A 22,636-nucleotide genomic window follows, 5' to 3' on the forward strand; every position below is an offset into this window, starting at 1 on the left:
GTTTCACTTACATAATTAAAAATTAGTTTACCGCAAATCATCTTAAGCTAATAATTGATTAATTTTGAAGTAGTATGGCTATAAAAAATAAGATAGAATGTGCGCCCTTGAATTTACTTGTTGCGCGGTTATTTAGCTATCATCACGCAGCCTTAGTTAAGTAGCTATAGCTTAAAAAGCGGAGTCACAATGCCGACAACGATGCCTGATATTGCCAACCATACCACAGCCCAAACAGAAGGAACACTTGACTGGGTAGGGATGAGTAATATTGAAATGCCAATTATGGTCGCCTCAAAAGGCCAGAGCGAACGTATGGTTTCAGCCCATATTGATGCATTTGTTAATTTAAAAGAAGCTCAGGCTAAAGGCATTCATATGTCACGTCTGTATTTACTTCTCGACGAGTTATCAACCAGCAATGTACTGAACTATCAAAGTTTAGTAACACTTCTTGACGGCTTTATTAGTAGTCATAGTGATTTAAGTGACCAAGCAAAAGTTACTTTCAATTTTGATTACCACTTGCGTAGAAAATCTTTAATTAGCGGAAAAGAAGGTTGGAAGGCTTATCCTACCACTTTAATAGGCCACTTTAATCAGGGTAAGCTTGATATAGAAATGTCTATTAACGTACCTTACTCGTCTACCTGTCCTTGCTCTGCAGCTTTGGCAAGACAATTAATTCAGAAAGCATTTCAGGATAAATTCAACGATACTAATGTTGATTTAGATTCAATTCATGAATGGTTAGGTACAACCGAAGGTATTGTTGCTACACCGCACTCTCAACGCTCAGTTGCAGAGGTAAAAGTAAAGCTTAACAGTGATATTAACGACTTCCCTATTACTGATTTAGTTAATTTAATTGAAAACTCATTAAAAACACCGGTACAAGCTGCTGTAAAACGTGAAGACGAACAGGAATTTGCTCGTCTTAATGGACAAAATTTAATGTTTTGTGAAGATGCAGCACGCCGCTTGCAATACAGTATGAATCAAGCAGAAGGCTATGATGATTTTTGGTTAAGAATAAATCACCTTGAATCTCTGCATGCACATGATGCCGTTAGTGTAACGACTAAAGGGGTTGTTGGCGGTTATCAGCCATAGCTCTATAATATAAAAGAATAGTGCTTTAAGCATCTGCCCCATAAAGAGCCTCAACATTATTGCTGAGGCTTTTTTAATGGGCGATTACTCAACATAAACGTATTTCTTCTTTCTAAGTTATTCAATAACTCACATAAACTAACGCTCAACTAGTAACACTCATCTATTTTATTGTATTTATACCCATAAAAATTTTACCTCTTTATTCACTACTTCAAATTGGTTAAAAAATGACTTATAATTAATCTGTGATTTATACTAAAAAATATAATTTAGTTTAGCTATAAAGCATTTTCACAAAATAAATATAACCTCATGAATATATTAAAGTAATTAGAAAATAACATTTAAAAAATAAGATTAAAATAGTTTTCTAAGAACAACTTATCTTCTTATATATTCAAATAATATGCATATATATTCACAAAAAGATTGACTCAAAATCATTTTAAGCGTACTTTTGCCGGCCGCTTTAAATAATGATTTTCATTAATGGCATATCGTCCCGTAAAGACTCGGTAGAAGTCTGACGTTCGATGTTCAAAAAATTCTAAATGATGTTCTGAAGGATCAGCAGTATAAATTTTGAGCATTAAAAATATATGACTTAAATTAGCAAATAAAATTTAGCTAATAAAAATAGTTTGATGAAATAGGAATACGCAATGAATGATATGAGCAAAAAATCCCAAGGCCTTTACCGCCCAGAATTTGAACATGACAGTTGTGGCATTGGCTTTGTCGCTAATCTAAAGGGTAAAAAGTCTCACGACATTATCGAAAATGCACTCACTATGTTGAGCTGTATGGAACATCGTGGTGGTACTGGTTTCGACGTTAAAAGTGGAGACGGTGCAGGTATACTTATACAAATACCACACGATTTTCTAAGCCAAGAAATGGCGACTTTAGGATTAACTTTACCTGATGCCGGAAATTACGGTGTTGGTATGATCTTCTTCCCAAAAGATCCTGAACTGAGCAAAACCTGTAAAGAAACATTAAACCAAAATATTTCTGAGTTAGGTTTAACACTATTAGGTTATCGTAATGTCCCTGGCGATAATTCAATGCTAGGTGCAGCTTCACTTGAAACAGAGCCTAATATTGAACAAGTATTTATTGCTAAACCTGCTGAATTATCAGCACAAGAATTTGAACGTAAGCTATTTGTTTTACGTAAATATACTTCTCATCAAATTAATAATAGTCAAATCACTGAACGAGATGAATTTTATGTCACCTCAATGTCATCGACTAAAATTGTTTACAAAGGACAATTTACTACTGAGCAAGTTCGTCAATATTATTTAGATCTTCAAGACGAACGTACTATCTCTGGCTTAGCGATGTTTCATTCTCGTTTCTCAACAAACACTTTCCCAGCATGGCGTCGTGCTCAACCATTCCGATACATTGCACATAATGGTGAAATCAATACAGTACGCGGTAACATTAACTGGATGAATGCACGTGAGGCATTATTTAGTTCAGTTAACTTTAGTGATGCTGAATTGAAAATGTTAAATCCAATTTGTAACAAAGACAATTCAGATTCAGCCAACCTTGATATGGCAATTGAGTTACTCGTATTAAGCGGTCGTTCGCTTGCACAAGTAATGATGATGATGGTGCCTGAAGCTTGGCAAACACAAACAGATATGGATCCAACCAAACGCGCATTTTATGAATACTATGCTTGTATAATGGAGCCTTGGGATGGCCCTGCTTCATTATCATTTACTGATGGTAATATCATTGGTGCAACGCTCGATCGTAACGGTTTACGCCCTTCTCGCTACTTATTAACTGAAGATGGTACTTTGGTGATGGGCTCTGAAACAGGTACTTTATGTGTAGACCAGTCAACAGTTGTTGAAAAAGGTCGCTTACAGCCAGGTAAAATATTCATTGCCGATTTAGAACAGGGTCGCATCATTAGTGATGATGAAGTTAAGACTCAAGTTAGCTCAGCAAAACCTTATGGTAAATGGTTAGAAGAAAATAAAGTTGAATTAGACCAATTACCTTTACCAACAAGATCTATTGCACAACCACCATTAAAAGAACTACGTAAAATACAAAAAGCTTTTGGTTATACAAACGAAGATCTTAATTTAATCCTTGCCGGTATGGTAGGTACATCAAAAGAGCCATTAGGCGCTATGGGTACAGATACACCATTAGCAGTGTTGTCACATCGCCCACAACAACTTTCGCATTACTTTAAACAGTTGTTTGCACAAGTAACTAACCCACCAATAGATCCTATTCGTGAAGAACTGGTGATGTCATTACGCGGTTATATTGGTAGATCACTTAATCTACTTGATGAAACTGCAGGTCATTGTCACAAGGTTGAAATTGAGCAGCCTGTGCTAACAAATGAGCAGCTGCTTAAGCTACAACATATCGATAACAATCATTTGCAGTCGAAAACTATTAGCATTACTTTTAAAGCAAGTGGTGGACCTGGAGCCCTTAAAAGAGCACTTGACCGTATTTGTTTGTACGCAAAAAATGCGGTTGAAGATGATTATGAGATCTTAATATTAAGTGACCGTCAAGTTGACAGTGATCATGTTGCTATTCCCTCTATTTTAGCCACAGCCGCTGTTCACCATTATTTAATTCGTGAAAAATTACGTTCATCTGCCGATATCATTCTTGAATCTGCTGATATCCGTGAAACACATCACTTTGCCGCTGTCATTGGTTATGGTGCCGCTGCCGTTAACCCATACTTAGCATTAGAAAGTATGTATGGTTTACGTGACGAAGGCGTACTTGATAGCAATTTAACAAATGAACAAATTACCGCGAAGTACACTGCTGCAGTAGGTAGTGGTTTATTGAAAACCTTCTCTAAAATGGGAATTTCAACATTACAGTCATACTTAGGCGCACAAATATTTGAAGCCTTAGGTATTAACTCTGATGTTATTGACGAATACTTTACCGGTACCGTTAGTCGTATTGAAGGTTTAAGCCTAGATCAAATTGCGCAAGAAGCGATTTTACGTCATCGTGAAGGTTTCCCAGAAGCAAATCGTATTGCTATTGAAAACTTACTACCAACCGGTGGCGAGTACTCATGGCGCAACGATGGTGAACGTCATCTGTTCAGCCCTACAGTTATTCGTTTACTTCAGCATTCAACAGCTAGTAACAATATCAATCAATTTAAAGAATACGCAAAAACAGTTGATGACCAAAGTAAAGAAGCCTTTACTTTACGTGGTTTGCTCGACATCAGCAGTGATCGTCCTTCTATTGATATCAGCGAAGTTGAACCTATTGAAAATATTTTCAAACGCTTTGCTTCAGGTGCTATGTCATTTGGTTCAATATCATGGGAAGCACATACAACATTAGCGATTGCGATGAACCGCATTGGTGGTAAGAGTAACAGTGGTGAAGGTGGTGAAGATCCAATTCGTTTTACGCCGTTAGAAAATGGCGATTCAATGAACTCACGTATTAAGCAAGTTGCGTCTGGCCGTTTCGGTGTTACCAGTCATTACTTAGCTAACGCTGATGAATTACAAATAAAAATGGCCCAGGGCGCTAAACCAGGAGAAGGTGGACAATTACCTGGCGACAAAGTTGATGCTTGGATTGGTAAAACACGTGGTTCAACACCAGGTGTAGGTCTAATTTCACCACCACCACATCACGATATTTATTCAATTGAAGATTTATCTCAGCTTATTTTTGATCTTAAAAATGCTAACCGTGAAGCACGTGTTAACGTTAAATTAGTATCAGAAGCAGGTGTTGGTACTATCGCTTCAGGTGTAACGAAAGCTTACGCTGACGTGGTATTGATTGCCGGCCATGATGGCGGTACGGGTGCTTCGCCACTAAGCTCTATTAAACATACCGGCTTACCATGGGAACTTGGTCTGGCTGAAACCCATCAAACATTAGTACGTAACAAATTACGTAGCCGTATTACAGTCCAAACTGATGGACAACTTAAAACACCACGTGATTTAGCAATCGCTACCTTATTAGGTGCAGAAGAATACGGTATGGCAACAACAGCACTGGTTGTTGAGGGTTGTATTATGATGCGTAAGTGTCATTTAAACACTTGTCCTGTTGGCATCGCCACACAAGATAAAGGTTTACGTGATAAATTTACTGGTCGTGCTGACATTCTCGTTAACTTCTTTACCATGATGGCTGAAGGCTTACGTGAAATCATGGCAGAGCTTGGCTTTAAGAGCATTGAAGAGATGGTTGGTCAAACGCAATGCCTTAAACAGCGTGAAGATGTAGACCATTGGAAATATAACGGTGTTGATTTAAAACCATTACTTCATAAAGAAGAATGTGGTGAGAATGAAACATTATACAAATCAATTGATCAAAAGCATTTAATTCACGACATTATTGATCGCCAAATGATAAAAGATGCGCAAGCCGCACTTGAGTCACAAACCAGTGTTTCTCTTGAGTATGACGTTATCAATACCGACAGAACTATCGGTGCTATGGTATCTAACGAGATATCTAAAAAATATGGCGCTGAAGGCTTACCAGAAAATACCATTAACGTTAAATTTAATGGCTCTGCTGGTCAAAGTTTTGGTTGTTTCTCAGCGAAAGGCTTACGCTTTGAGCTTGAAGGTGATGCAAACGATTACTTTGGTAAGGGCTTATCGGGTGCAAACTTGGTTGTTTATCCAAGTAAAGAAGCTAAATTCTCACCACGTGACAATATTCTAATTGGTAATGTTGCCTTTTTTGGTGCAACTTCAGGTTCTGCGTTTATTCGAGGTGTGGCTGGCGAACGTTTCTGTGTACGTAATTCAGGTGCGACTGCAGTTGTTGAAGGTATCGGTGATCACGGTTGTGAATACATGACGGGTGGTAAAGCGGTAATTTTAGGCTCAACAGGTCGTAACTTTGCTGCAGGTATGTCTGGTGGTATCGCTTACGTACTTGATGTAAACAATGATTTTACGCCTAAATGCAACATGGAAATGGTTTCATTAGAAACCGTTGATACAAATGCTGAAAGCCTTGAGTTAAAAGCATTAATTACTAAGCATTTCGAAGCTACTGGTTCAGATGTTGCCAGTGAATTATTAAGTGATTGGAACAACAGCGTTAAACGTTTTATTAAAGTAATGCCTGTTGATTACAAACGTATGCAAGGCTATATGAATGACGTACGTGAAAGCGGTAAGTTTGAGTCAGAATATGACATCGCCGTTCAAGCATTCGATATCCATTTAAACAAATTAGCTAGCGCAAAAGCTTAAGCTGCCAAGGAGAATATATTATGGGAAATCCAACAGGGTTTATCAACGTAGGTCGTGCCTTGCCAACTGAACGTGACGCAGGTGAACGTTTAATTGACTGGTTAGAAGTCTATGACGAAATTCCACAAGCAGACGTAGAGAAGCAAGCTTCTCGTTGTATGGATTGTGGTGTTCCATTTTGCCAGTCGGCAAAATCAGAGTTTGCACCAGTCGTTGCTGGTTGTCCGGTAAACAACGTTATTCCTGAATGGAATGACTTAATTTACCGTGGTCGTTGGAAAGACGCGATTGAGTTATTGCATAAAACCAATAACTTCCCTGAGTTTACAGGTCGTGTATGTCCTGCGCCATGTGAAGGTGCTTGTGTTCTAGGTATTAACGAAGATCCAGTTGCTATTAAACTTCACGAAAAAGAAATTATTGATCATGCATTTAAAGAGGGTTGGGTTGTTGCTCAACCACCATCAGCACGCACAGGTAAAACGGTTGCGGTCATTGGGTCAGGGCCAGCAGGTCTTGCTGCTGCTGCTCAGCTTAACAAAGCAGGTCATATGGTTACTGTTTATGAGCGTGCCGATAGAATTGGTGGCTTACTAATGTACGGTATTCCAAACATGAAGTTGCAAAAAGAATTAGTGCAACGTCGTGTCGATATTCTTGCTGAAGAAGGCATTGTCTTTGTGACCAACACTGAAGTTGGAAAAGACGTTAGCGTTGAACAACTTGAAGCCGATTTTGATTCTGTTGTGTTATGTATTGGCGCAACCGTACCACGGGATTTACCCGTTGAAGGTCGTGAGCTTAATGGTGTTCATTTTGCCATGGACTTCTTAAAAGCAAATACTAAAAGCTTGCTAGACAGTGAACATAAAGATGGCCAATTCATTAATGCTGCAGGAAAAAATGTGGTAGTTATTGGTGGTGGTGATACAGGTACAGATTGTATTGGTACTTCATTACGTCACCAATGCGCAAGTGCTATTCAGCTTGAAATTATGCCTCGTCCACCAGAATCACGTGAAGAAGCTAGCAACCCATGGCCACAATGGCCAAAACGTTTGTTAGTTGATTACGGCCAAAAAGAAGCGATTGCTATTCAAGGCCAAGATCCTCGTCAATACTTAGTAATGACGAAGAAAATTGAAAGTGATGGCCAAGGTAATGTTAAAGCAGTTCACACTGTTGATATTACTTGGGAGCGAAACGACAAAGGTCAAATGTTCCCGCAAGAAGTCGCTGGCAGCGAAAAAGTAATTCCTGCTGATATCGTACTTATTGCAATGGGCTTTATGGGTCCTGAAGGTGGTTTGATTGAACAATTTGGTCTTGAGCAAGATGGTCGTTCAAACATTGCTGCAGAGTATGACAAGTTTGCGACCAGCAAGCCGGGTATCTTCGCTGCAGGCGATGGTCGTCGTGGTCAAAGTTTGATTGTTTGGGCAATTGATGAAGGTCGTCGTTGTGCACGCGAAGTAGATACTTACCTTATGGGAAGTAGTTACCTGCCGTAAAAATGAACTAACAAGCTTCATATTAAAACAAGTCATCCCCTACTAAATCTTACAGTAGGGGATATTAAAACTTTTCTATACCTCAAGTGCCACTCAACATTCGAATAACAATCAAATCTCCTTTTTTCATCAACCGTAAGAATAAAATCAGTTTTACCGCTCACTTACAAAAGTCTTTTTAATAATGTTTAAAAAGATCAATACCTCACACTACTATCATCAGTAAGCTAGAGTAAATTATATAAATCATAAACTTAACATATATTTTATAAAAATAAATTCGTCAATTTATTCAAATAATGTAAATAAAATACGAGCAAAAGCTCTAGTAATTATTGACCTTTTTCTTAAAAATAAGTAGTGTTATCCTCCCCTTCTTGGGTCAAAACGGGATAGTAAACGCTTTTTCTTACCTCGATTCTTTTATTCTGTTACCAAGTAGATATTTTTTAGGAGACAATAATGCAGCTTTATGATCATAGCGTTCAACGCGAAAATTGTGGCTTTGGCTTAATCGCCCATCAACATGGCGAAACGAGTCATAAACTAATTAAGACCGCTATTTCAGCGCTTGACCGTATGCAACATCGAGGCGGTATTGCTGCAGATGGTAAAACAGGTGACGGCTGTGGTTTATTATTACAAAAACCTGACTCTTTTTTCCGCGCTGTCGCTGAAGATAATGGCTGGAAACTTGGAAAAAAATATGCCGTTGGTATGATTTTCTTAAGCCCAGATCCAGTTGCTGCCGCTTTATCTAAGAAGATATTAGAAGAAGAATTTTCAGATGAAAGCCTAACGCTTGTTGGCTGGCGCACCGTTCCTACAGATACTTCTGTATTAGGGAAAGCAGCTATCAATAATATGCCGGCAATTGAGCAAGTATTCATTGATGCTCCTCCTGGCTGGCGTAACCGTGATCTAGAACGTCGTTTATTTATGGCTCGCCGCCGTGCAGAAAAGCGTATAACTGATGATGTCTTTTATGTCGCTAGCTTATCTTGTTTGGTGACTATTTATAAAGGCTTAATGATGCCTATAGACTTACCAAACTTTTATTTAGATCTTGCTGATATTCGCATGAAAAGTGCTATTTGTGTATTCCATCAACGCTTTTCAACAAATACATCACCCCAATGGTATTTGGCACAACCTTTTAGATATCTCGCACATAATGGTGAAATTAATACCATTAAGGGTAACCGTCAATGGTCACGTGCTCGCTCGTACCGCTTTAAGTCTCCTTTATTACCTGATTTAAAAGACGCCGCACCATTTGTTGGTCAAGCTGGATCTGACTCTTCTTCATTAGATAATATGCTTGAACTGTTTCTTGCTGGTGGTATGGATTTATACCGAGCTATGCGTTTATTAATGCCACCTGCATGGCAAAATAGCACTTTAATGGATGATGAATTACGTGCTTTTTATGAATTTAATTCCATGCATATGGAACCTTGGGATGGGCCAGCTGGCGTAGTAATGACCAATGGTCGACATGTTGCTTGTAACCTAGATAGAAACGGTTTGCGCCCTGCCCGCTATGTTATTACTCGAAATGGTTTTATCACCCTCGCATCAGAAGTCGGTATTTGGGACTACGGTGAAGATGAAGTAATTGAAAAAGGTCGTGTCGGTCCAGGCGAAATGTTAGCGCTTGATACCTATACAGGTAAACTTTTTAATTCAAATGATATAGATAATGAATTAAAAGGCCGTCATCCATACCGAGAATGGTTAGATCAACATGTTCGTCATTTAGTACCTTTTGATCAATGTGAAGCTAATCAGATAGGTGTGCGAATTTTTTCTGATCAAGAAATGAATCAATACCATAAAATGTTTAATTACAGCTATGAAGAAATTCACCAAGTAATTAAAACATTAGCCGAAAATGGGCAAGAAGCTACCGGCTCTATGGGTGATGATACACCTATGGCGGTATTATCAAGCAAACCTCGTGTTTTATATGATTATTTCCGTCAACAATTTGCACAAGTAACTAATCCTCCTATTGACCCGTTGCGTGAGCGTTTTGTCATGTCTCTTGGTACTTGTATAGGCCGTGAGCATAACGTATTTAATGAAACTTCAGGCCATGCTGACCGTATGTTGTTTACAACACCTATACTCATGTATACCGGTTTAAAACAATTACGCGCACTAGATCCTGAACATTATCGCTCAGATACCTTAAGCTTAACGTATCATAAAGATGAAGGATTAGAAGCGGCTATCGTTCGTTTATGCAATGAGGCCGAAGAATTAGTTAAAAACAAAAGTACGGTTATCTTAATTCTATCAGATAGAAATATTAGTAAAGAATTATTGGTTATTCCTGCCGCTATGGCCGTTGGTGCTGTTCAAATGCGTTTGGTTGATCAACAGTTACGCTGTGATTCCAATATTATTGTCGAAACCGCCTCGGTTCGTGATTCGCATCAATATGCAGTATTACTCGGCTTAGGCGCCACAGCAATCTATCCTTATTTAGCGTTTGAAACAATTGAACAATTAGTAGAACAAGGGCAAATTAAATTAAGTGCTCGTGATGCTATTGTTAATTATCGTGAAGGGATCAATAAAGGTTTATTAAAAATACTCTCTAAAATGGGTATCTCAACGATTGCCAGTTACCGCTGCGCAGGGTTATTTGAAGTTATCGGCTTAAATGAAAACATAATGAAACTATGTTTTAGTGAATTACCTAGCCGAATTCAAGGTGCTGACTTTAGTGATATTGAACAAGACAACATTAATCTTGCGCGCAAAGCCTTTTTACCGCATCAAAAAATGTCTCATGGCGGCTTACTTAAATACGTACATGGTGAGGAGTATCATGCCTTTAATCCTGATGTCGTTAACTACTTACAACGAGCCGTCCTAAACGGTAATTATGATGATTATAGAAAGTTTGCGGATGAAGTAAATAACCGACCAGCGGCTATGCTTCGTGACTTGTTAATATTTAAAAATGACTGCGAAGCAATTGATATTTCAGAAGTTGAAAGTAGCAATGAAATGTTTAAACGCTTTGACTCTGCCGCAATGTCGATTGGCGCACTAAGCCCAGAAGCGCATGAAGCATTAGCAATTGCCATGAACCGTTTAGGGGGTAGTTCAAATTCAGGTGAAGGCGGAGAAGACGAGCGTCGTTTTGGCACAGTAAAAAATTCTCGTATTAAACAAATTGCCTCTGGCCGTTTTGGTGTAACACCGCATTATTTAGTTAATGCTGATGTACTGCAAATTAAAGTTGCTCAAGGTGCAAAACCTGGTGAAGGTGGTCAATTGCCGGGCGATAAAGTATCTCCTTTAATTGCCAAACTACGCTATTCAGTACCTGGTGTTACCTTGATATCGCCACCACCTCATCATGATATTTATTCTATTGAAGATTTAGCACAATTAATTTTTGATTTAAAACAGGTCAATCCTAAAGCGGTTATTTCAGTTAAATTAGTATCTGGCCCAGGTGTTGGTACTATTGCTGCGGGCGTTGCTAAAGCTTATGCCGACTTTATCACTATTTCAGGCTACGACGGCGGTACTGCTGCTAGTCCATTAACATCAGTGAAGTATGCAGGCTGTCCATGGGAGTTAGGTTTAGCCGAAGCTCACCAAGCGCTTGTTACCAACGGCTTACGCCATAAAGTACGCTTGCAAGTAGACGGTGGTTTAAAAACAGGCGTAGATATTGTTAAAGCCGCTATTTTAGGCGCAGAAAGCTTTGGTTTTGGTACCGCCCCTATGGTTGCCTTAGGTTGTAAATTCTTACGTATTTGCCACTTAAACAACTGCGCTACAGGCGTTGCTACGCAAGATGAAGTATTGCGCGAGCAATTCTTTAAAGGTTTACCTGAACAAGCAATGAATTACTTCAAGTTCATCGCTCAAGATGTACGTGAAATTCTGGCCAGCTTAGGCGTTGCTAGTTTAACTGATATTATTGGCCGCGTTGATTTATTAACACAAATTGATGGCATTAGCGCTAAACAACAAAAATTAGACTTATCTCCTATCATTGCACCTGTCATCGCTGCTGATAATACAGCCCTTCATCAAACAGAAGGAAACAAACCATTCGATGAAGGCCTACTCAACCAAAAAATGCTTGAGGCTGCAAAAGATGCCGTTGCCCACAGTCATGGCGGCGAATTTAGGTTTACCATTCAAAATACTGATCGCTCAGTAGGTGCCACTTTATCAGGTGAAATTGCCCGACAACATGGCGACCAAGGTATGGCATCAGCGCCAATTACCATACACCTATCAGGAACCGCAGGTCAAAGTTTTGGTGTTTGGAATGCCGGAGGTTTAAACCTTACCTTAACAGGTGATGCTAACGATTATGTCGGTAAAGGTATGACTGGCGGTGTACTTATTGTCAAACCACCAAAAGGTGTTGATTACTTAAGCCATAAAACAATGATTATGGGCAATACTTGTTTGTATGGCGCTACTGGCGGAAAGTTATATGCTAGTGGTCGTGCAGGCGAACGTTTCGCAGTGCGTAACTCAGGTTGTCGTGCCGTTGTTGAAGGCGCAGGCGATCATGCTTGTGAATATATGACTGGCGGTATCGTTACTATTCTGGGTGATGTAGGTGTCAACTTTGGTGCTGGCATGACTGGTGGTTTTGCTTATGTGTTAGATGAAAAGTCTGATTTAGATATTCGCCTGAATACTGAATCAATTGAAATGTTAGCCGTTGATGATTTAGCGATTCATAGAGAACATTTACGTGGCATTATCACACACCACTTTGAAGAAACTGGCAGTTTACGTGCACAAGATATCTTACAAAATTTTGATCAATTTGCTCCATTATTTAAGTTGATTAAGCCAACTGCGACTGATGTTAAAACATTATTAGGCCATCGTAGTCGTTCAACAGCTGAATTACGCGTACAAGCACAATAATTAATTGATAAGGAAAGAGAGCCATGAGTAAAAACGTTTATCAATTTATTGATGTAAAACGAATTGACCCAGCAAAGAAGTCAATTAATGAACGTAAAATCAACTTTGTTGAAATTTATCAACCTTTAGGTGAAGAGCAAAGCGCTGGTCAAGCTGATCGCTGCTTAGATTGCGGTAACCCTTATTGTGAATGGAAATGCCCAGTTCATAATTATATTCCACAGTGGCTAGAGCTGGTTACGGAAGGTAAAATATTCGAAGCTGCAGATTTATGTCATCAAACCAATAGTTTACCTGAAATGTGTGGTCGTGTTTGTCCGCAAGATAGGTTATGTGAATCAGCCTGTACATTAAATGACGATTTTGGCGCGGTAACCATAGGTAATATTGAAAAACACATTACCGATACTGCATTAGCACAAGGCTGGAAACCTGATCTGTCTGACGTCATTAAAACAGGAAAGCGTGTTGCAGTTATTGGTGCAGGTCCTGCTGGCCTAGCATGTGCAGATGTCTTAACCCGTAATGGTGTTGACGCTGTAGTATACGATCGTCACGCGCAAATTGGTGGTTTATTAACCTTTGGTATTCCATCATTTAAACTAGAAAAAGAAGTTATTCAAACTCGTCGTGAAATATTCGAAGGCATGGGGATAGAGTTTAGGCTAAATACCAATGTCGGCGTTGATATCAGTTTTGAAGAAATCAGTAATGAATTTGACGCGGTGTTTTTAGGCCTTGGTACCTATAAAGATATGAGTGGTGGCTTTGAAAATGAAGGTGCTACAGGTGTATATAATGCGTTAGATTTCTTAATTGGTAATACCCAAAATGTGATGGGGATTACAGAAAAAGAGTCAAACCAAGTTAAACCATACGTTAGCTTTAAAGATAAAAAAGTTGTCGTGCTTGGCGGTGGTGATACTGCAATGGATTGTGTTCGAACATCAATTCGCCAAGGTGCCACAGAAGTAACTTGTGCATACCGTCGTGACGAAGCTAATATGCCTGGCTCACCTCGTGAAGTACAAAATGCTAAAGAAGAAGGTGTTAACTTTGCTTTCAATATACAGCCACTTGATATTGCTGTTGATGACCAAGGTAAAGCCATTGGTGTTAAGTTTGTCAAAACTGAACTTGGTGCACCTGACTCTAACGGTCGCCGTAATCCAGAGCCTATTGAAGGCAGCGAGTTTGTAATGGAAGCTGATGCCGTCGTTATCGCTTTTGGTTTCTTACCAAGCCCTCCGCAGTGGATGATAGACGCAGGTGTTGAACTTGACTCTCGTGGTCGTGTTCTTGCCTCAGATAACAGTGACTTTGCATTACAAACAAGTAAACAGAATGTTTTTGCCGGTGGTGATATGGTGCTGGGTTCAGATTTAGTGGTTACCGCTATTGATCAAGGTAGAAAAGCCGCCTTGGGTATCATGGATTTCGTACTTAGCGAAAGCTAACGTTTCTAGTTTCTAGTTTCTAGTTTCTAGTTTCTAGTTTCTAGTTTCTAGTTTCTAGTAAAGCTTGTCAGACTTCATAAGAAGCCTGACAAGCTTTTTTCATTCAAGTTATCAATCACTATAATCTCGTCATTCTGCTCCTAATCGTCATCCTGAACTTGATTCTATCTCTTGCTCACAAGTCGAGAGATAGAACTTGATTCAGGATCTCGGTTTTATTCAACCATACGCATGGGATTCCGTATCAAAGCACCAACAGAATAACCAATTATTAAGTGATATTAAGTAACCGGTGAAATAACATGCTCACTATCAAGCAAAAAATACAACTGTGCCAGTCCATAATACGGCAGCTAAACTCGCAGCAAAAGTCGCTGGGACTATTTGTGATTTAACATGATCCATCATGTCACAACCTGTCGTCATTGAACTTAAGATCGTTGTATCTGAAATAGGTGAACATTGATCACCATAAACACTACCATTTAAAACTGTTGCAAAACACACCATCATAAATAGCTCTGGGTTATCAATACCGGCACTTTGGGCAATAGCCCAAGCTAACGGCATAGCTAATGGAAAAGCAATAGCAAAGGTCCCCCAACTTGTTCCTGTAGAAAAAGCGATCACCATTGCAATTACTTGTAATAGTATGGGTAACAACCAATAAGGTAACTGCTCAGAAAGCAGTGATACCAAATACAAACCACCACCAATTTGTTTACTGATAGCACCTATGGTAACTGCTAACATTAAGATAACAGATGCCAGTACTACACCTTTTAAGCCATTACCAAAACCATCGATAATATTACTCAATGACATCCCTTTCGCTAACGCAATAAATGCACTTAATAATAACGCAGCACCAAATGCCCAGTTGATTTTGGGAGAACCAGAAAAAATAAAAGTTAGTACCGCAATAGCGATTAAGGTCACTAACGGTAAGATAAACTCGAATACATGCGCTTTATAGCCATCAGGAACATCACAAGTTTGCAATTCTTTTGCACTTAGTGGCTTAGCACCAGGTGCGTCTAACTCTCCAGTGGTTGCTGCTCGATGATGAGCATCACGAATACGTTTTCCTGAGAAAGTTGTTATATTTAAACTAAGCAATAAAGTACCAATTACCGCCAAAATACCATAAAAGCTAAAAGGTACGGCTGAGAAGAAAAACGCTAAACGATCTGCTTCTGTTGCTAAAAACGCAACGCCAGGAACAAAGATTAACGCTTGAATATAGGCAGGCCAAGCATTAAAAGCAATAACCACGGCAATCGGGGAAGCAGTTGAATCAACAATATAACTCATCTCCTCATGACTAATTTTTGCTTTATCAGCCAGCGGACGCACAGTAGTACCTACCAGTACGGTACTCATAGTGCCGCCTTGAAAAAATAAAACACCTAAAAACCAAGCGACTAATTTTGCTGATTTTTGCCCGCGAACAAAGTGCTTAATCATATAATCAGCAAAAGCTTGTGCTGCACCGGTTTTTGACCAAATACCGAGTAAACCACCTAATAACCACAAATAGAGTAACAGAATCCCAGCGGTACCTACTTGCGCAAGAGACGGGATCAATATTTGATCAGTGAGATCATATTGCCCCATCATAAATGCGCCAATAACAATGCCACTGAATAATGCAGTTAGTGGCTCTCGAGTTAACCAAGATAATAAAATAGTAATAAAAGCGGGTAATAGTGACCAAAGACCATAATGATAAGCTGTACCTACTGTAGTAGCTTCAACATAGTAATTAACATATAACGCTGAGCCTATGCCTAGAATTAAAAGTAATAATGCGATAGAGTTGCGACTGCCTAGTGAGAAATTAGCGCTCATAAATACAGAACTCTAAGTCATAATTATTTTTCTCATCACTTTTGCGCAATTCACTACTTACTTTCTTCCAGCCATCGCCATCATAATTTGGAAATTGGGTATCACCGTCAATATCAGCTTTTATATGAGTAACATATAAACGATCGGCATTCGGTAAACAGTGTTTATAAATAGCACCTCCACCAATAACCATGACTTCAGCTATAGCCTCATCGCCTCCATTAACTAACGCTAATGCTTGCTCAACTGAAGTAACTACATCAACACCTTCTGAGCCTTTTCCCTGCGGAAGATAGTTTGCATCACGTGAAATTACAATATTTCTACGGCCAGGTAATGCCCTGCCAATAGATTCATAGGTTTTTCTGCCCATAATAATAGGCTTACCTACCGTAACTTTTTTAAAATAGGCTAAATCTGCAGGTAAATGCCAAGGCATATCATTATCTTTGCCGATAATATTGTTATTAGCTGTTGCTACTATCATAGAAAGGATGGTCATAGAAATCCGAAATAATGTTATTATTTAATAATACATTATCGCTAGATTTACCCTAAAAAAATAGTCCTGATTTCTATTCGTTTAAGGAGAGTAAAGAGGCCACTGCTAACTCAAAGACCAGATTGAATTATTAACGTTAATTTTAGAGTATTACTATCTGTTTCCTTTCAGTAAGGCATTCATATGATGCCATTTCAAACTCTCGGCAAATTAACGGCCGGTTTTCATAGATAGTACATCGCAAGGTATCTCTATCTAAAGCTGAGCACCAACCATCCTCTAAGCGCAACATAGTTTCACTACCCCAATCATCTACCGCGATATGTCTATCAGGCACACCGGTATCCGTAAGAACCATAACTTCTAAACGACAGCAGCAAGCTTGACAGTTTGAACAGCTAATTTCAGGCTTTGGCTTGGTTAAATTTTTAACTTCTATGGACATAAGTGACTTTGATAATTTTATTTCAGCTATCATACTTCAAAGTAACAACTTTATCGAAGTATGCTGATAATAAGTCTTAGTTAAGACATCAAGTAAGGGCTAAACAATAACAGTATTTGAACTGCTTCCCCTCTGCTGTTGGCTTTTGTGAGTCAACTTGCATAAGAAAAGTAAGACGTTATCTAACACTATTGCTAAAAATACACTTAAGCGAAGGGATAAATTTAAGGTGTTATTTTAAATATTTTCTTAATCAGTCTGGAGGTTGTAACAGCAACAACTATTCCGATAAAGAAATATAAAGCCATTAAATAGTTTGTGAAATCGGCTGTGTATACTTCGTTATTAGCCAGTAAACATTTTCCTGTTTTATAGCTAAATACTCCTCCTTGCTCAGTACAACCATCGACTAAAATAACATCATTGATTAACCAAATAATCAAAAAGCTAACAATCACACCAATAAATTGTGGAATCGAATATTTACTCATACTTTTCTTAAATTTCTCGCCTTATTATATAAGGCGAGATTATTGGCTATACGACAGTAAAAAACAACTGCTCTTTCACTATCTAGCCGTTTATTATAGATATAAAAAAAGAGTAATAACATGCTGTCATTACTCTTTTTATTGTTCATTGTAGAACGAGTCTTATTTAATCGCTATAAAATACTTTAAGGACGATACTCTACTTCTACATCGTAATCGTCTTCATTCCAATCATCGTCATCAAGATCGTCATCTAAACCATCATCAGCCATTGCACCTTCATGGTATGTATCCCACTTGAATTCAACATTTTTACCATCAACAACTTCTTCTTCTTCTGGTGGTAATTCTTCAATAAAGGTCATTACTTTTTGGGCTAATTCTTCTGTACCCATTTTATTAAAAGCTGAAATACTGTGTACTTCGCCCTTCCAATCAAGACCAGCTAAAATAGAATCAGTTAATTCTTTAGCCTCGTCTTCAAGCATTAAATCAAGTTTATTAAAAACAACCCAACGAGGCTTACCTGCTAGTTTTTCGTTATGCTGCTCTAATTCACTAATAATAACTTTAGCGTTCTCTAATGGGTCTGAGCCATCTGCAGGCATAATATCAATGATATGCAATAATATACGACAACGTTCAAGATGTTTTAAGAATTGAGTTCCTAAACCTGCACCATCAGCCGCACCTTCAATGATACCTGGAATATCAGCAATAACAAAACTTCGCTGTGTATCAAGACGTACTACACCTAAATTAGGTACTAACGTTGTGAACGGGTAATCAGCTACTTTAGGAGTTGCTGCAGATACACTACGAATAAGCGTAGATTTACCGGCATTAGGTAAACCTAATAGCCCAACATCAGCTAATAGTAATAATTCAAGTTTTAAGTTGCGAATTTCACCTGGTGTACCATCGGTTCTTTGACGTGGTGCTCGGTTAGTACTACTTTTAAAACGTGTATTACCTAAACCATGCCAGCCACCTTTAGCAACTAAAAGCTTTTGATCTTTATGTGTTAAATCACCAAGAATTTCACCCGTATCAATATCTGTGACACGTGTTCCTACTGGTACTTTTAACACTAATTCTTCGCTACTTTTACCTGTACAGTCACGGCTTTGCCCATTTTGTCCGCGCTTAGCACGGTGAAAACGTTCAAAACGGTAGTCAATAAGCGTATTTAAGCTTTCATCAGCAATGAGGTAAACATCACCGCCATCACCGCCATCGCCACCATTAGGGCCGCCATATTCAATATATTTTTCTTTACGAAAACTGACGCAGCCATTGCCGCCGTCGCCAGCTTCAACTCTGATTTCAACTTCATCAACAAATTTCATGGTGTTTAAACAACCCTAATATCTTGTGGTTTTTATGTTACTAGTATAAACGATTTTTACTTGAGAAAGAATCATCGTATACACAAGTTAAATAATAGCCAAAAAAAAACCTCGCATGATGCGAGGTTTTTAGAAAATCGAATCTAAGATTAGTCAGCAATAATGCTAACAAACTTACGATTTTTTGGACCTTTTACATCAAACTGAACTTTACCGTCAGATAATGCGAATAAAGTGTGATCTTTACCGATACCCATATTATCACCAGCATGGAAACGAGTTCCACGTTGACGAACTATGATGTTACCAGCTAACACTGATTCACCACCAAAACGTTTAACACCTAAACGTTTAGCTTCTGAATCACGACCATTTCGTGTACTACCTGCCGCTTTCTTATGTGCCATGTCAAAATGCTCCTAATTAGCCATTAATACCAGTAATTTTCACTTCAGTGAACCATTGACGATGGCCCGCTTGTTTACGTGAATGCTTACGACGTTTGAATTTTACAATAGTAATTTTATCAGCACGACCTTGGTTAACAACCTCAGCCACTACTTTACCACCGGCAACATAAGGTGCGCCTACGTTGATTTTTTCGCCATCGGCGATCATTAGAACGTTATCAAATTCTACTGCTGCGCCTACTTCAAGCTCAAGCTTTTCTAGACGAACTGTTTGTCCTTCGGTTACACGATGCTGTTTACCACCGCTTTGGAATACCGCGTACATAGCTACTCCGTACTGCGTCATCTCTTAGTTAAGTTAAATGACGCTAAATTTAAAAATATAGGGCGCGAATTCTACGCGAAGAAAGCTAACAGAGCAAGAAGAAAAACGATCATTTCTAAAGTTTTTCTTCTATTTAAGCAAATAACTACAATAAAATATTAATTTAAGAACAAAGTACTCAGAAAGCACGTTTGTCGCTTTATTGTCGGGCAATTTAGTGTAGAATTTGACAGATTAGCCTTATATTTTAAACTACTAGCCGAAGCGGAAATAAAGTACTGTGGACATAAAAGCAATTCAAGCACTCTCTCAACATGACATGAACAAAGTTAATGAACTTATTCATGGGCAATTACATTCAGACGTTGCTTTAATAAATCAATTAGGTATTTATATTGTTAATGCGGGCGGTAAGCGAATGCGCCCAATGCTGACAGTGTTAACAGCACAAGCATTAAACCATGATCAGTCAATAGCATTAGATGATCGACATTGTACTATTGCGGCAATTATTGAATTCATTCATACGGCAACTTTATTACATGATGATGTCGTTGATGAGTCAAATATGCGTCGAGGTCGTGAAACAGCCAATGCTTTATTCGGCAATAGTGCTAGTGTTTTAGTTGGTGATTTTCTTTATACACGTTCTTTTCAAATGATGACTAAATTGGGTGATATGCACATCATGGATATTTTATCTGATGCAACCAATATTGTTGCCGAAGGTGAAGTATTACAATTAATGAATTGTAATGATCCTGATACTACCGAAGAAAGTTACATGCAAGTTATTTACTGTAAAACGGCTAAGCTGTTTGAAGCAGCTACACGCTTAGCTGCAGTTATTACTAAGCAAGATAGCAAAGTTGAACAGGCGATGGCTGATTATGGAAAATATTTAGGTACGGCATTCCAACTAGTAGATGACATAATGGATTACACCGCAGACGCCCAAGAAATGGGAAAAAATGTTGGCGATGATCTTTCTGAAGGCAAACCAACATTGCCTTTACTTTATACTATGGCGCATGGCTCAGAGCTACAAAAACAGTTAGTGAGAGATGCAATTGAACATGGCAATGGGATGGAGCATTTAGACGAAATTCTTGACGCTATGCAGCAAACAGGCGCCTTAAAATATACCCAGAAAAAAGCCGAAATAGAAGCAGACAAAGCGATTAATGCTTTATCGATATTACCCGAATCTGATTATAAGAAAGCATTAACGGCATTAGCACATATCGCAGCAAACAGAAGTGCCTAATTCATTAATACAAAGTTAAATTATTGATGATTAACTATATGTAATCCTTTAGTTAATACGACAATTATTCAAATTATACTGCTTACGAGAAAACATTATGAGTTCAGATAATATATACGAAAATAATCCTTTACACGGGGTTGGTTTAGAACAAGTAATCACAGAGTTAGTTGATCATTATGGCTTTGACATTATGGATGCTTACTTAAATTTAAATTGTTTTAAAAATAAGCCTAGTATTCAATCAAGTTTAAAGTTTTTGAAAAAAACTGAATGGGCAAAAGATAAAGTTGAAGCTTTTTATTTATATCAGTATAAAAATTTACCGCGTGCAGATGACACTCAATTTGAATTACCTCCTCGTGATCGTATAGTGCCTGCAGATCAAAAGCCAGGAGAGCCTGCAGAGTTAAGTTTTGAAGATGCTGAACGTCTACGTCAGAAACGAGCTGAGAAAACACGAGCTAGAGCTGCTGCAGCTACTCCAGGGAACCCTTGGGGTCGATAAAAAAGAATTAAATAAAAAAGGGGTTTTAATCATACGATTAAAACCCCTTTTTATTTACCGTTAACTTGGCTTTATGCCATGAAGTCAACGCCTTCTTTAATATCAGCTTTTAATGTTTCAAGCATGTCATTCTTAGCTTTCTCTTCAAACGCACTTAACTCACCGTAAGGTAATATTTCAGCAACACCGTTTACACCTAAACGTACTGGGTGAGCGAAATATGGAGCATCGCCACCATCAACGTCAACATAAGCGTAATCTACAACATCTTCGCCTTGTAAACCTTTAACTAAAGATAAACAAAAACGAGCTGCTGCTGCGCCCATTGAAAGTGTCGCAGAACCGCCACCCGCTTTAGCATTTACAACTTCTGTACCTGCATTTTGAATGCGTGGAGTTAATGCAGCTACTTCTTCATCAGAGAAAGTAACACCTTCAACTTGTGAAAGAAGTGGTAAGATAGTTGTACCTGAGTGACCACCAATTACTGGAACTTTAACTGTTGCTACGTCTAAGCCTTTAAGCTCAGCAACAAATGCTTCACTACGAATAACATCTAATGTTGTTACACCAAATACACGGTTCTTGTCATAAGTACCCGCTTTTTTGAATACTTCAGCAACAATTGGCACAGTACCGTTAACTGGGTTAGTAATAATACCCACTAACGCTTTTGGACAATTAGCAACAATGCCTTCTGCCAATGTTTTGATAATACCTGCGTTTACTGCAAATAAATCAGCACGGTCCATACCTGGCTTACGAGGCATACCTGCTGGAATAATTACAATATCAGCACCTGAAAGTGCACCAGCTAAATCATCAGCACCAAAACCTTCAACTTTAACAGCTGTAGGGATATGAGATAAATCTACCGCCACACCTGGAACAACAGGGGCAACATCATAAAGTGATAACTCTGAACCTGCCGGTAATTGAGTTTTTAATAATAAAGATAATGCTTGGCCAATACCGCCTGCTGCGCCTAAAACTGCTACTTTCATGTGTTCTCTCCGAGATTTAATAGGGTTAAATTAAGGCCCGCTGGCCTTAATTTCATTTTAACAAAAAAATTTGAGTAAATACGTAAAAATTTGCTGCGCAAAAGATATAGCATAGGCAGCAAAAAAACAATTAATATTCATTTATACCGTATATTTATCTATATGATAGCGTATAATGCTCTTTTTCAAAAACACAACTTTAGTATT

The 22,636-nt window shown here is 38.5% G+C and carries 16 protein-coding genes; 7 read left to right on the plus strand and 9 right to left on the minus strand.

The window, feature by feature from the left end:
* The first annotated feature begins 189 nt into the window (after positions 1–189).
* Complete coding sequence (folE2, locus tag Q4496_RS03890) at positions 190–1,113, plus strand: GTP cyclohydrolase FolE2 (RefSeq protein WP_215972183.1); 924 nt, start codon at positions 190–192, stop codon at positions 1,111–1,113.
* 443 nt (positions 1,114–1,556) lie between these two features.
* On the opposite strand, the gene Q4496_RS03895 is transcribed toward folE2, so the two are convergent.
* Positions 1,557–1,706, minus strand: coding sequence for a hypothetical protein (locus Q4496_RS03895; RefSeq protein ID WP_215972184.1), 150 nt, complete (start codon positions 1,704–1,706; stop codon positions 1,557–1,559).
* A gap of 72 nt (positions 1,707–1,778) precedes the next feature.
* Between Q4496_RS03895 and gltB (Q4496_RS03900) the strand changes: the two genes are divergently transcribed.
* The 4 genes from gltB (Q4496_RS03900) (at position 1,779) to Q4496_RS03915 (ending at position 14,277) form a co-directional block, all read left to right on the plus strand.
* Positions 1,779–6,386 (plus strand): glutamate synthase large subunit, encoded by a 4,608-nt coding sequence (gene gltB / locus Q4496_RS03900; RefSeq protein ID WP_215972185.1) that lies wholly within the window; start codon positions 1,779–1,781, stop codon positions 6,384–6,386.
* Between the two features lie 20 nt (positions 6,387–6,406).
* Complete coding sequence (locus tag Q4496_RS03905) at positions 6,407–7,897, plus strand: glutamate synthase subunit beta (protein WP_215972186.1); 1,491 nt, start codon at positions 6,407–6,409, stop codon at positions 7,895–7,897.
* Between the two features lie 462 nt (positions 7,898–8,359).
* Entirely contained in the window at positions 8,360–12,820 is a 4,461-nt protein-coding gene (gene gltB / locus Q4496_RS03910) for a glutamate synthase large subunit (protein ID WP_215972187.1), read from the plus strand.
* Between the two features lie 23 nt (positions 12,821–12,843).
* Entirely contained in the window at positions 12,844–14,277 is a 1,434-nt protein-coding gene (locus Q4496_RS03915; protein ID WP_215972188.1) for an FAD-dependent oxidoreductase, read from the plus strand.
* 312 nt (positions 14,278–14,589) lie between these two features.
* Here Q4496_RS03915 and Q4496_RS03920 read toward each other — a convergent pair whose 3' ends face one another.
* The 7 genes from Q4496_RS03920 to rplU all read right to left on the minus strand — a co-directional run bounded on the left by Q4496_RS03920 (position 14,590) and on the right by rplU (position 19,650).
* Entirely contained in the window at positions 14,590–16,128 is a 1,539-nt protein-coding gene (locus tag Q4496_RS03920) for a Na+/H+ antiporter NhaC family protein (protein WP_215972189.1), read from the minus strand.
* Positions 16,118–16,630 carry a type 3 dihydrofolate reductase gene (gene folA, locus Q4496_RS03925; protein WP_252727395.1) on the minus strand — a complete coding sequence of 171 codons (513 nt, stop codon included), beginning with the start codon at positions 16,628–16,630 and terminating at the stop codon, positions 16,118–16,120. The genes Q4496_RS03920 and folA overlap by 11 nt, the downstream gene beginning before the upstream one ends.
* A gap of 142 nt (positions 16,631–16,772) precedes the next feature.
* On the minus strand, positions 16,773–17,075 hold the full coding sequence (locus Q4496_RS03930) for a YkgJ family cysteine cluster protein (protein WP_303609974.1): 303 nt from the start codon (positions 17,073–17,075) through the stop codon (positions 16,773–16,775).
* A 224-nt stretch (positions 17,076–17,299) separates the two neighbouring features.
* Positions 17,300–17,566 (minus strand): hypothetical protein, encoded by a 267-nt coding sequence (locus tag Q4496_RS03935; protein WP_303601412.1) that lies wholly within the window; start codon positions 17,564–17,566, stop codon positions 17,300–17,302.
* A 185-nt stretch (positions 17,567–17,751) separates the two neighbouring features.
* Positions 17,752–18,915 carry an Obg family GTPase CgtA gene (gene cgtA, locus Q4496_RS03940; protein WP_215972192.1) on the minus strand — a complete coding sequence of 388 codons (1,164 nt, stop codon included), beginning with the start codon at positions 18,913–18,915 and terminating at the stop codon, positions 17,752–17,754.
* 149 nt (positions 18,916–19,064) lie between these two features.
* Positions 19,065–19,322: a 50S ribosomal protein L27 gene (rpmA, locus tag Q4496_RS03945; RefSeq protein WP_215972193.1), complete on the minus strand. Its 258-nt coding sequence runs from the start codon at positions 19,320–19,322 to the stop codon at positions 19,065–19,067.
* A 16-nt stretch (positions 19,323–19,338) separates the two neighbouring features.
* A complete protein-coding gene (gene rplU / locus Q4496_RS03950) occupies positions 19,339–19,650 on the minus strand; it encodes a 50S ribosomal protein L21 (RefSeq protein WP_159821501.1) in 312 nt (103 codons plus the stop codon).
* Positions 19,651–19,930: 280 nt separating this feature from the next.
* Here rplU and ispB point away from each other — a divergent pair, with 280 nt between their 5' ends.
* Together ispB and Q4496_RS03960 are read left to right on the plus strand one after the other, a co-directional pair.
* A complete protein-coding gene (gene ispB, locus Q4496_RS03955; RefSeq protein WP_215972194.1) occupies positions 19,931–20,917 on the plus strand; it encodes an octaprenyl diphosphate synthase in 987 nt (328 codons plus the stop codon).
* A 97-nt stretch (positions 20,918–21,014) separates the two neighbouring features.
* A complete protein-coding gene (locus Q4496_RS03960; RefSeq protein ID WP_215972195.1) occupies positions 21,015–21,425 on the plus strand; it encodes a VF530 family DNA-binding protein in 411 nt (136 codons plus the stop codon).
* 71 nt (positions 21,426–21,496) lie between these two features.
* Here Q4496_RS03960 and mdh read toward each other — a convergent pair whose 3' ends face one another.
* Positions 21,497–22,429 carry a malate dehydrogenase gene (mdh, locus tag Q4496_RS03965; RefSeq protein WP_215972196.1) on the minus strand — a complete coding sequence of 311 codons (933 nt, stop codon included), beginning with the start codon at positions 22,427–22,429 and terminating at the stop codon, positions 21,497–21,499.
* Between the last annotated feature and the right edge of the window lie 207 nt (positions 22,430–22,636).

The sequence above is a fragment of the Colwellia sp. 5_MG-2023 genome (genome assembly GCF_030547795.1).
GTDB lineage: Bacteria > Pseudomonadota > Gammaproteobacteria > Enterobacterales > Alteromonadaceae > Colwellia.

Coding starts and splice junctions, on each gene's coding strand:
- Q4496_RS03935 (WP_303601412.1), bottom strand. CDS start 17,566: ATGAGTAAATATTCGATTCCACAATTTATTGGTGTGATTGTTAGCTTT.
- gltB (WP_215972187.1), top strand. CDS start 8,360: ATGCAGCTTTATGATCATAGCGTTCAACGCGAAAATTGTGGCTTTGGC.
- cgtA (WP_215972192.1), bottom strand. CDS start 18,915: ATGAAATTTGTTGATGAAGTTGAAATCAGAGTTGAAGCTGGCGACGGC.
- mdh (WP_215972196.1), bottom strand. CDS start 22,429: ATGAAAGTAGCAGTTTTAGGCGCAGCAGGCGGTATTGGCCAAGCATTA.
- gltB (WP_215972185.1), top strand. CDS start 1,779: ATGAATGATATGAGCAAAAAATCCCAAGGCCTTTACCGCCCAGAATTT.
- folA (WP_252727395.1), bottom strand. CDS start 16,630: ATGACCATCCTTTCTATGATAGTAGCAACAGCTAATAACAATATTATC.
- Q4496_RS03960 (WP_215972195.1), top strand. CDS start 21,015: ATGAGTTCAGATAATATATACGAAAATAATCCTTTACACGGGGTTGGT.
- rpmA (WP_215972193.1), bottom strand. CDS start 19,322: ATGGCACATAAGAAAGCGGCAGGTAGTACACGAAATGGTCGTGATTCA.
- Q4496_RS03895 (WP_215972184.1), bottom strand. CDS start 1,706: ATGCTCAAAATTTATACTGCTGATCCTTCAGAACATCATTTAGAATTT.
- Q4496_RS03930 (WP_303609974.1), bottom strand. CDS start 17,075: ATGTCCATAGAAGTTAAAAATTTAACCAAGCCAAAGCCTGAAATTAGC.
- rplU (WP_159821501.1), bottom strand. CDS start 19,650: ATGTACGCGGTATTCCAAAGCGGTGGTAAACAGCATCGTGTAACCGAA.
- Q4496_RS03915 (WP_215972188.1), top strand. CDS start 12,844: ATGAGTAAAAACGTTTATCAATTTATTGATGTAAAACGAATTGACCCA.
- Q4496_RS03920 (WP_215972189.1), bottom strand. CDS start 16,128: ATGAGCGCTAATTTCTCACTAGGCAGTCGCAACTCTATCGCATTATTA.
- folE2 (WP_215972183.1), top strand. CDS start 190: ATGCCGACAACGATGCCTGATATTGCCAACCATACCACAGCCCAAACA.
- Q4496_RS03905 (WP_215972186.1), top strand. CDS start 6,407: ATGGGAAATCCAACAGGGTTTATCAACGTAGGTCGTGCCTTGCCAACT.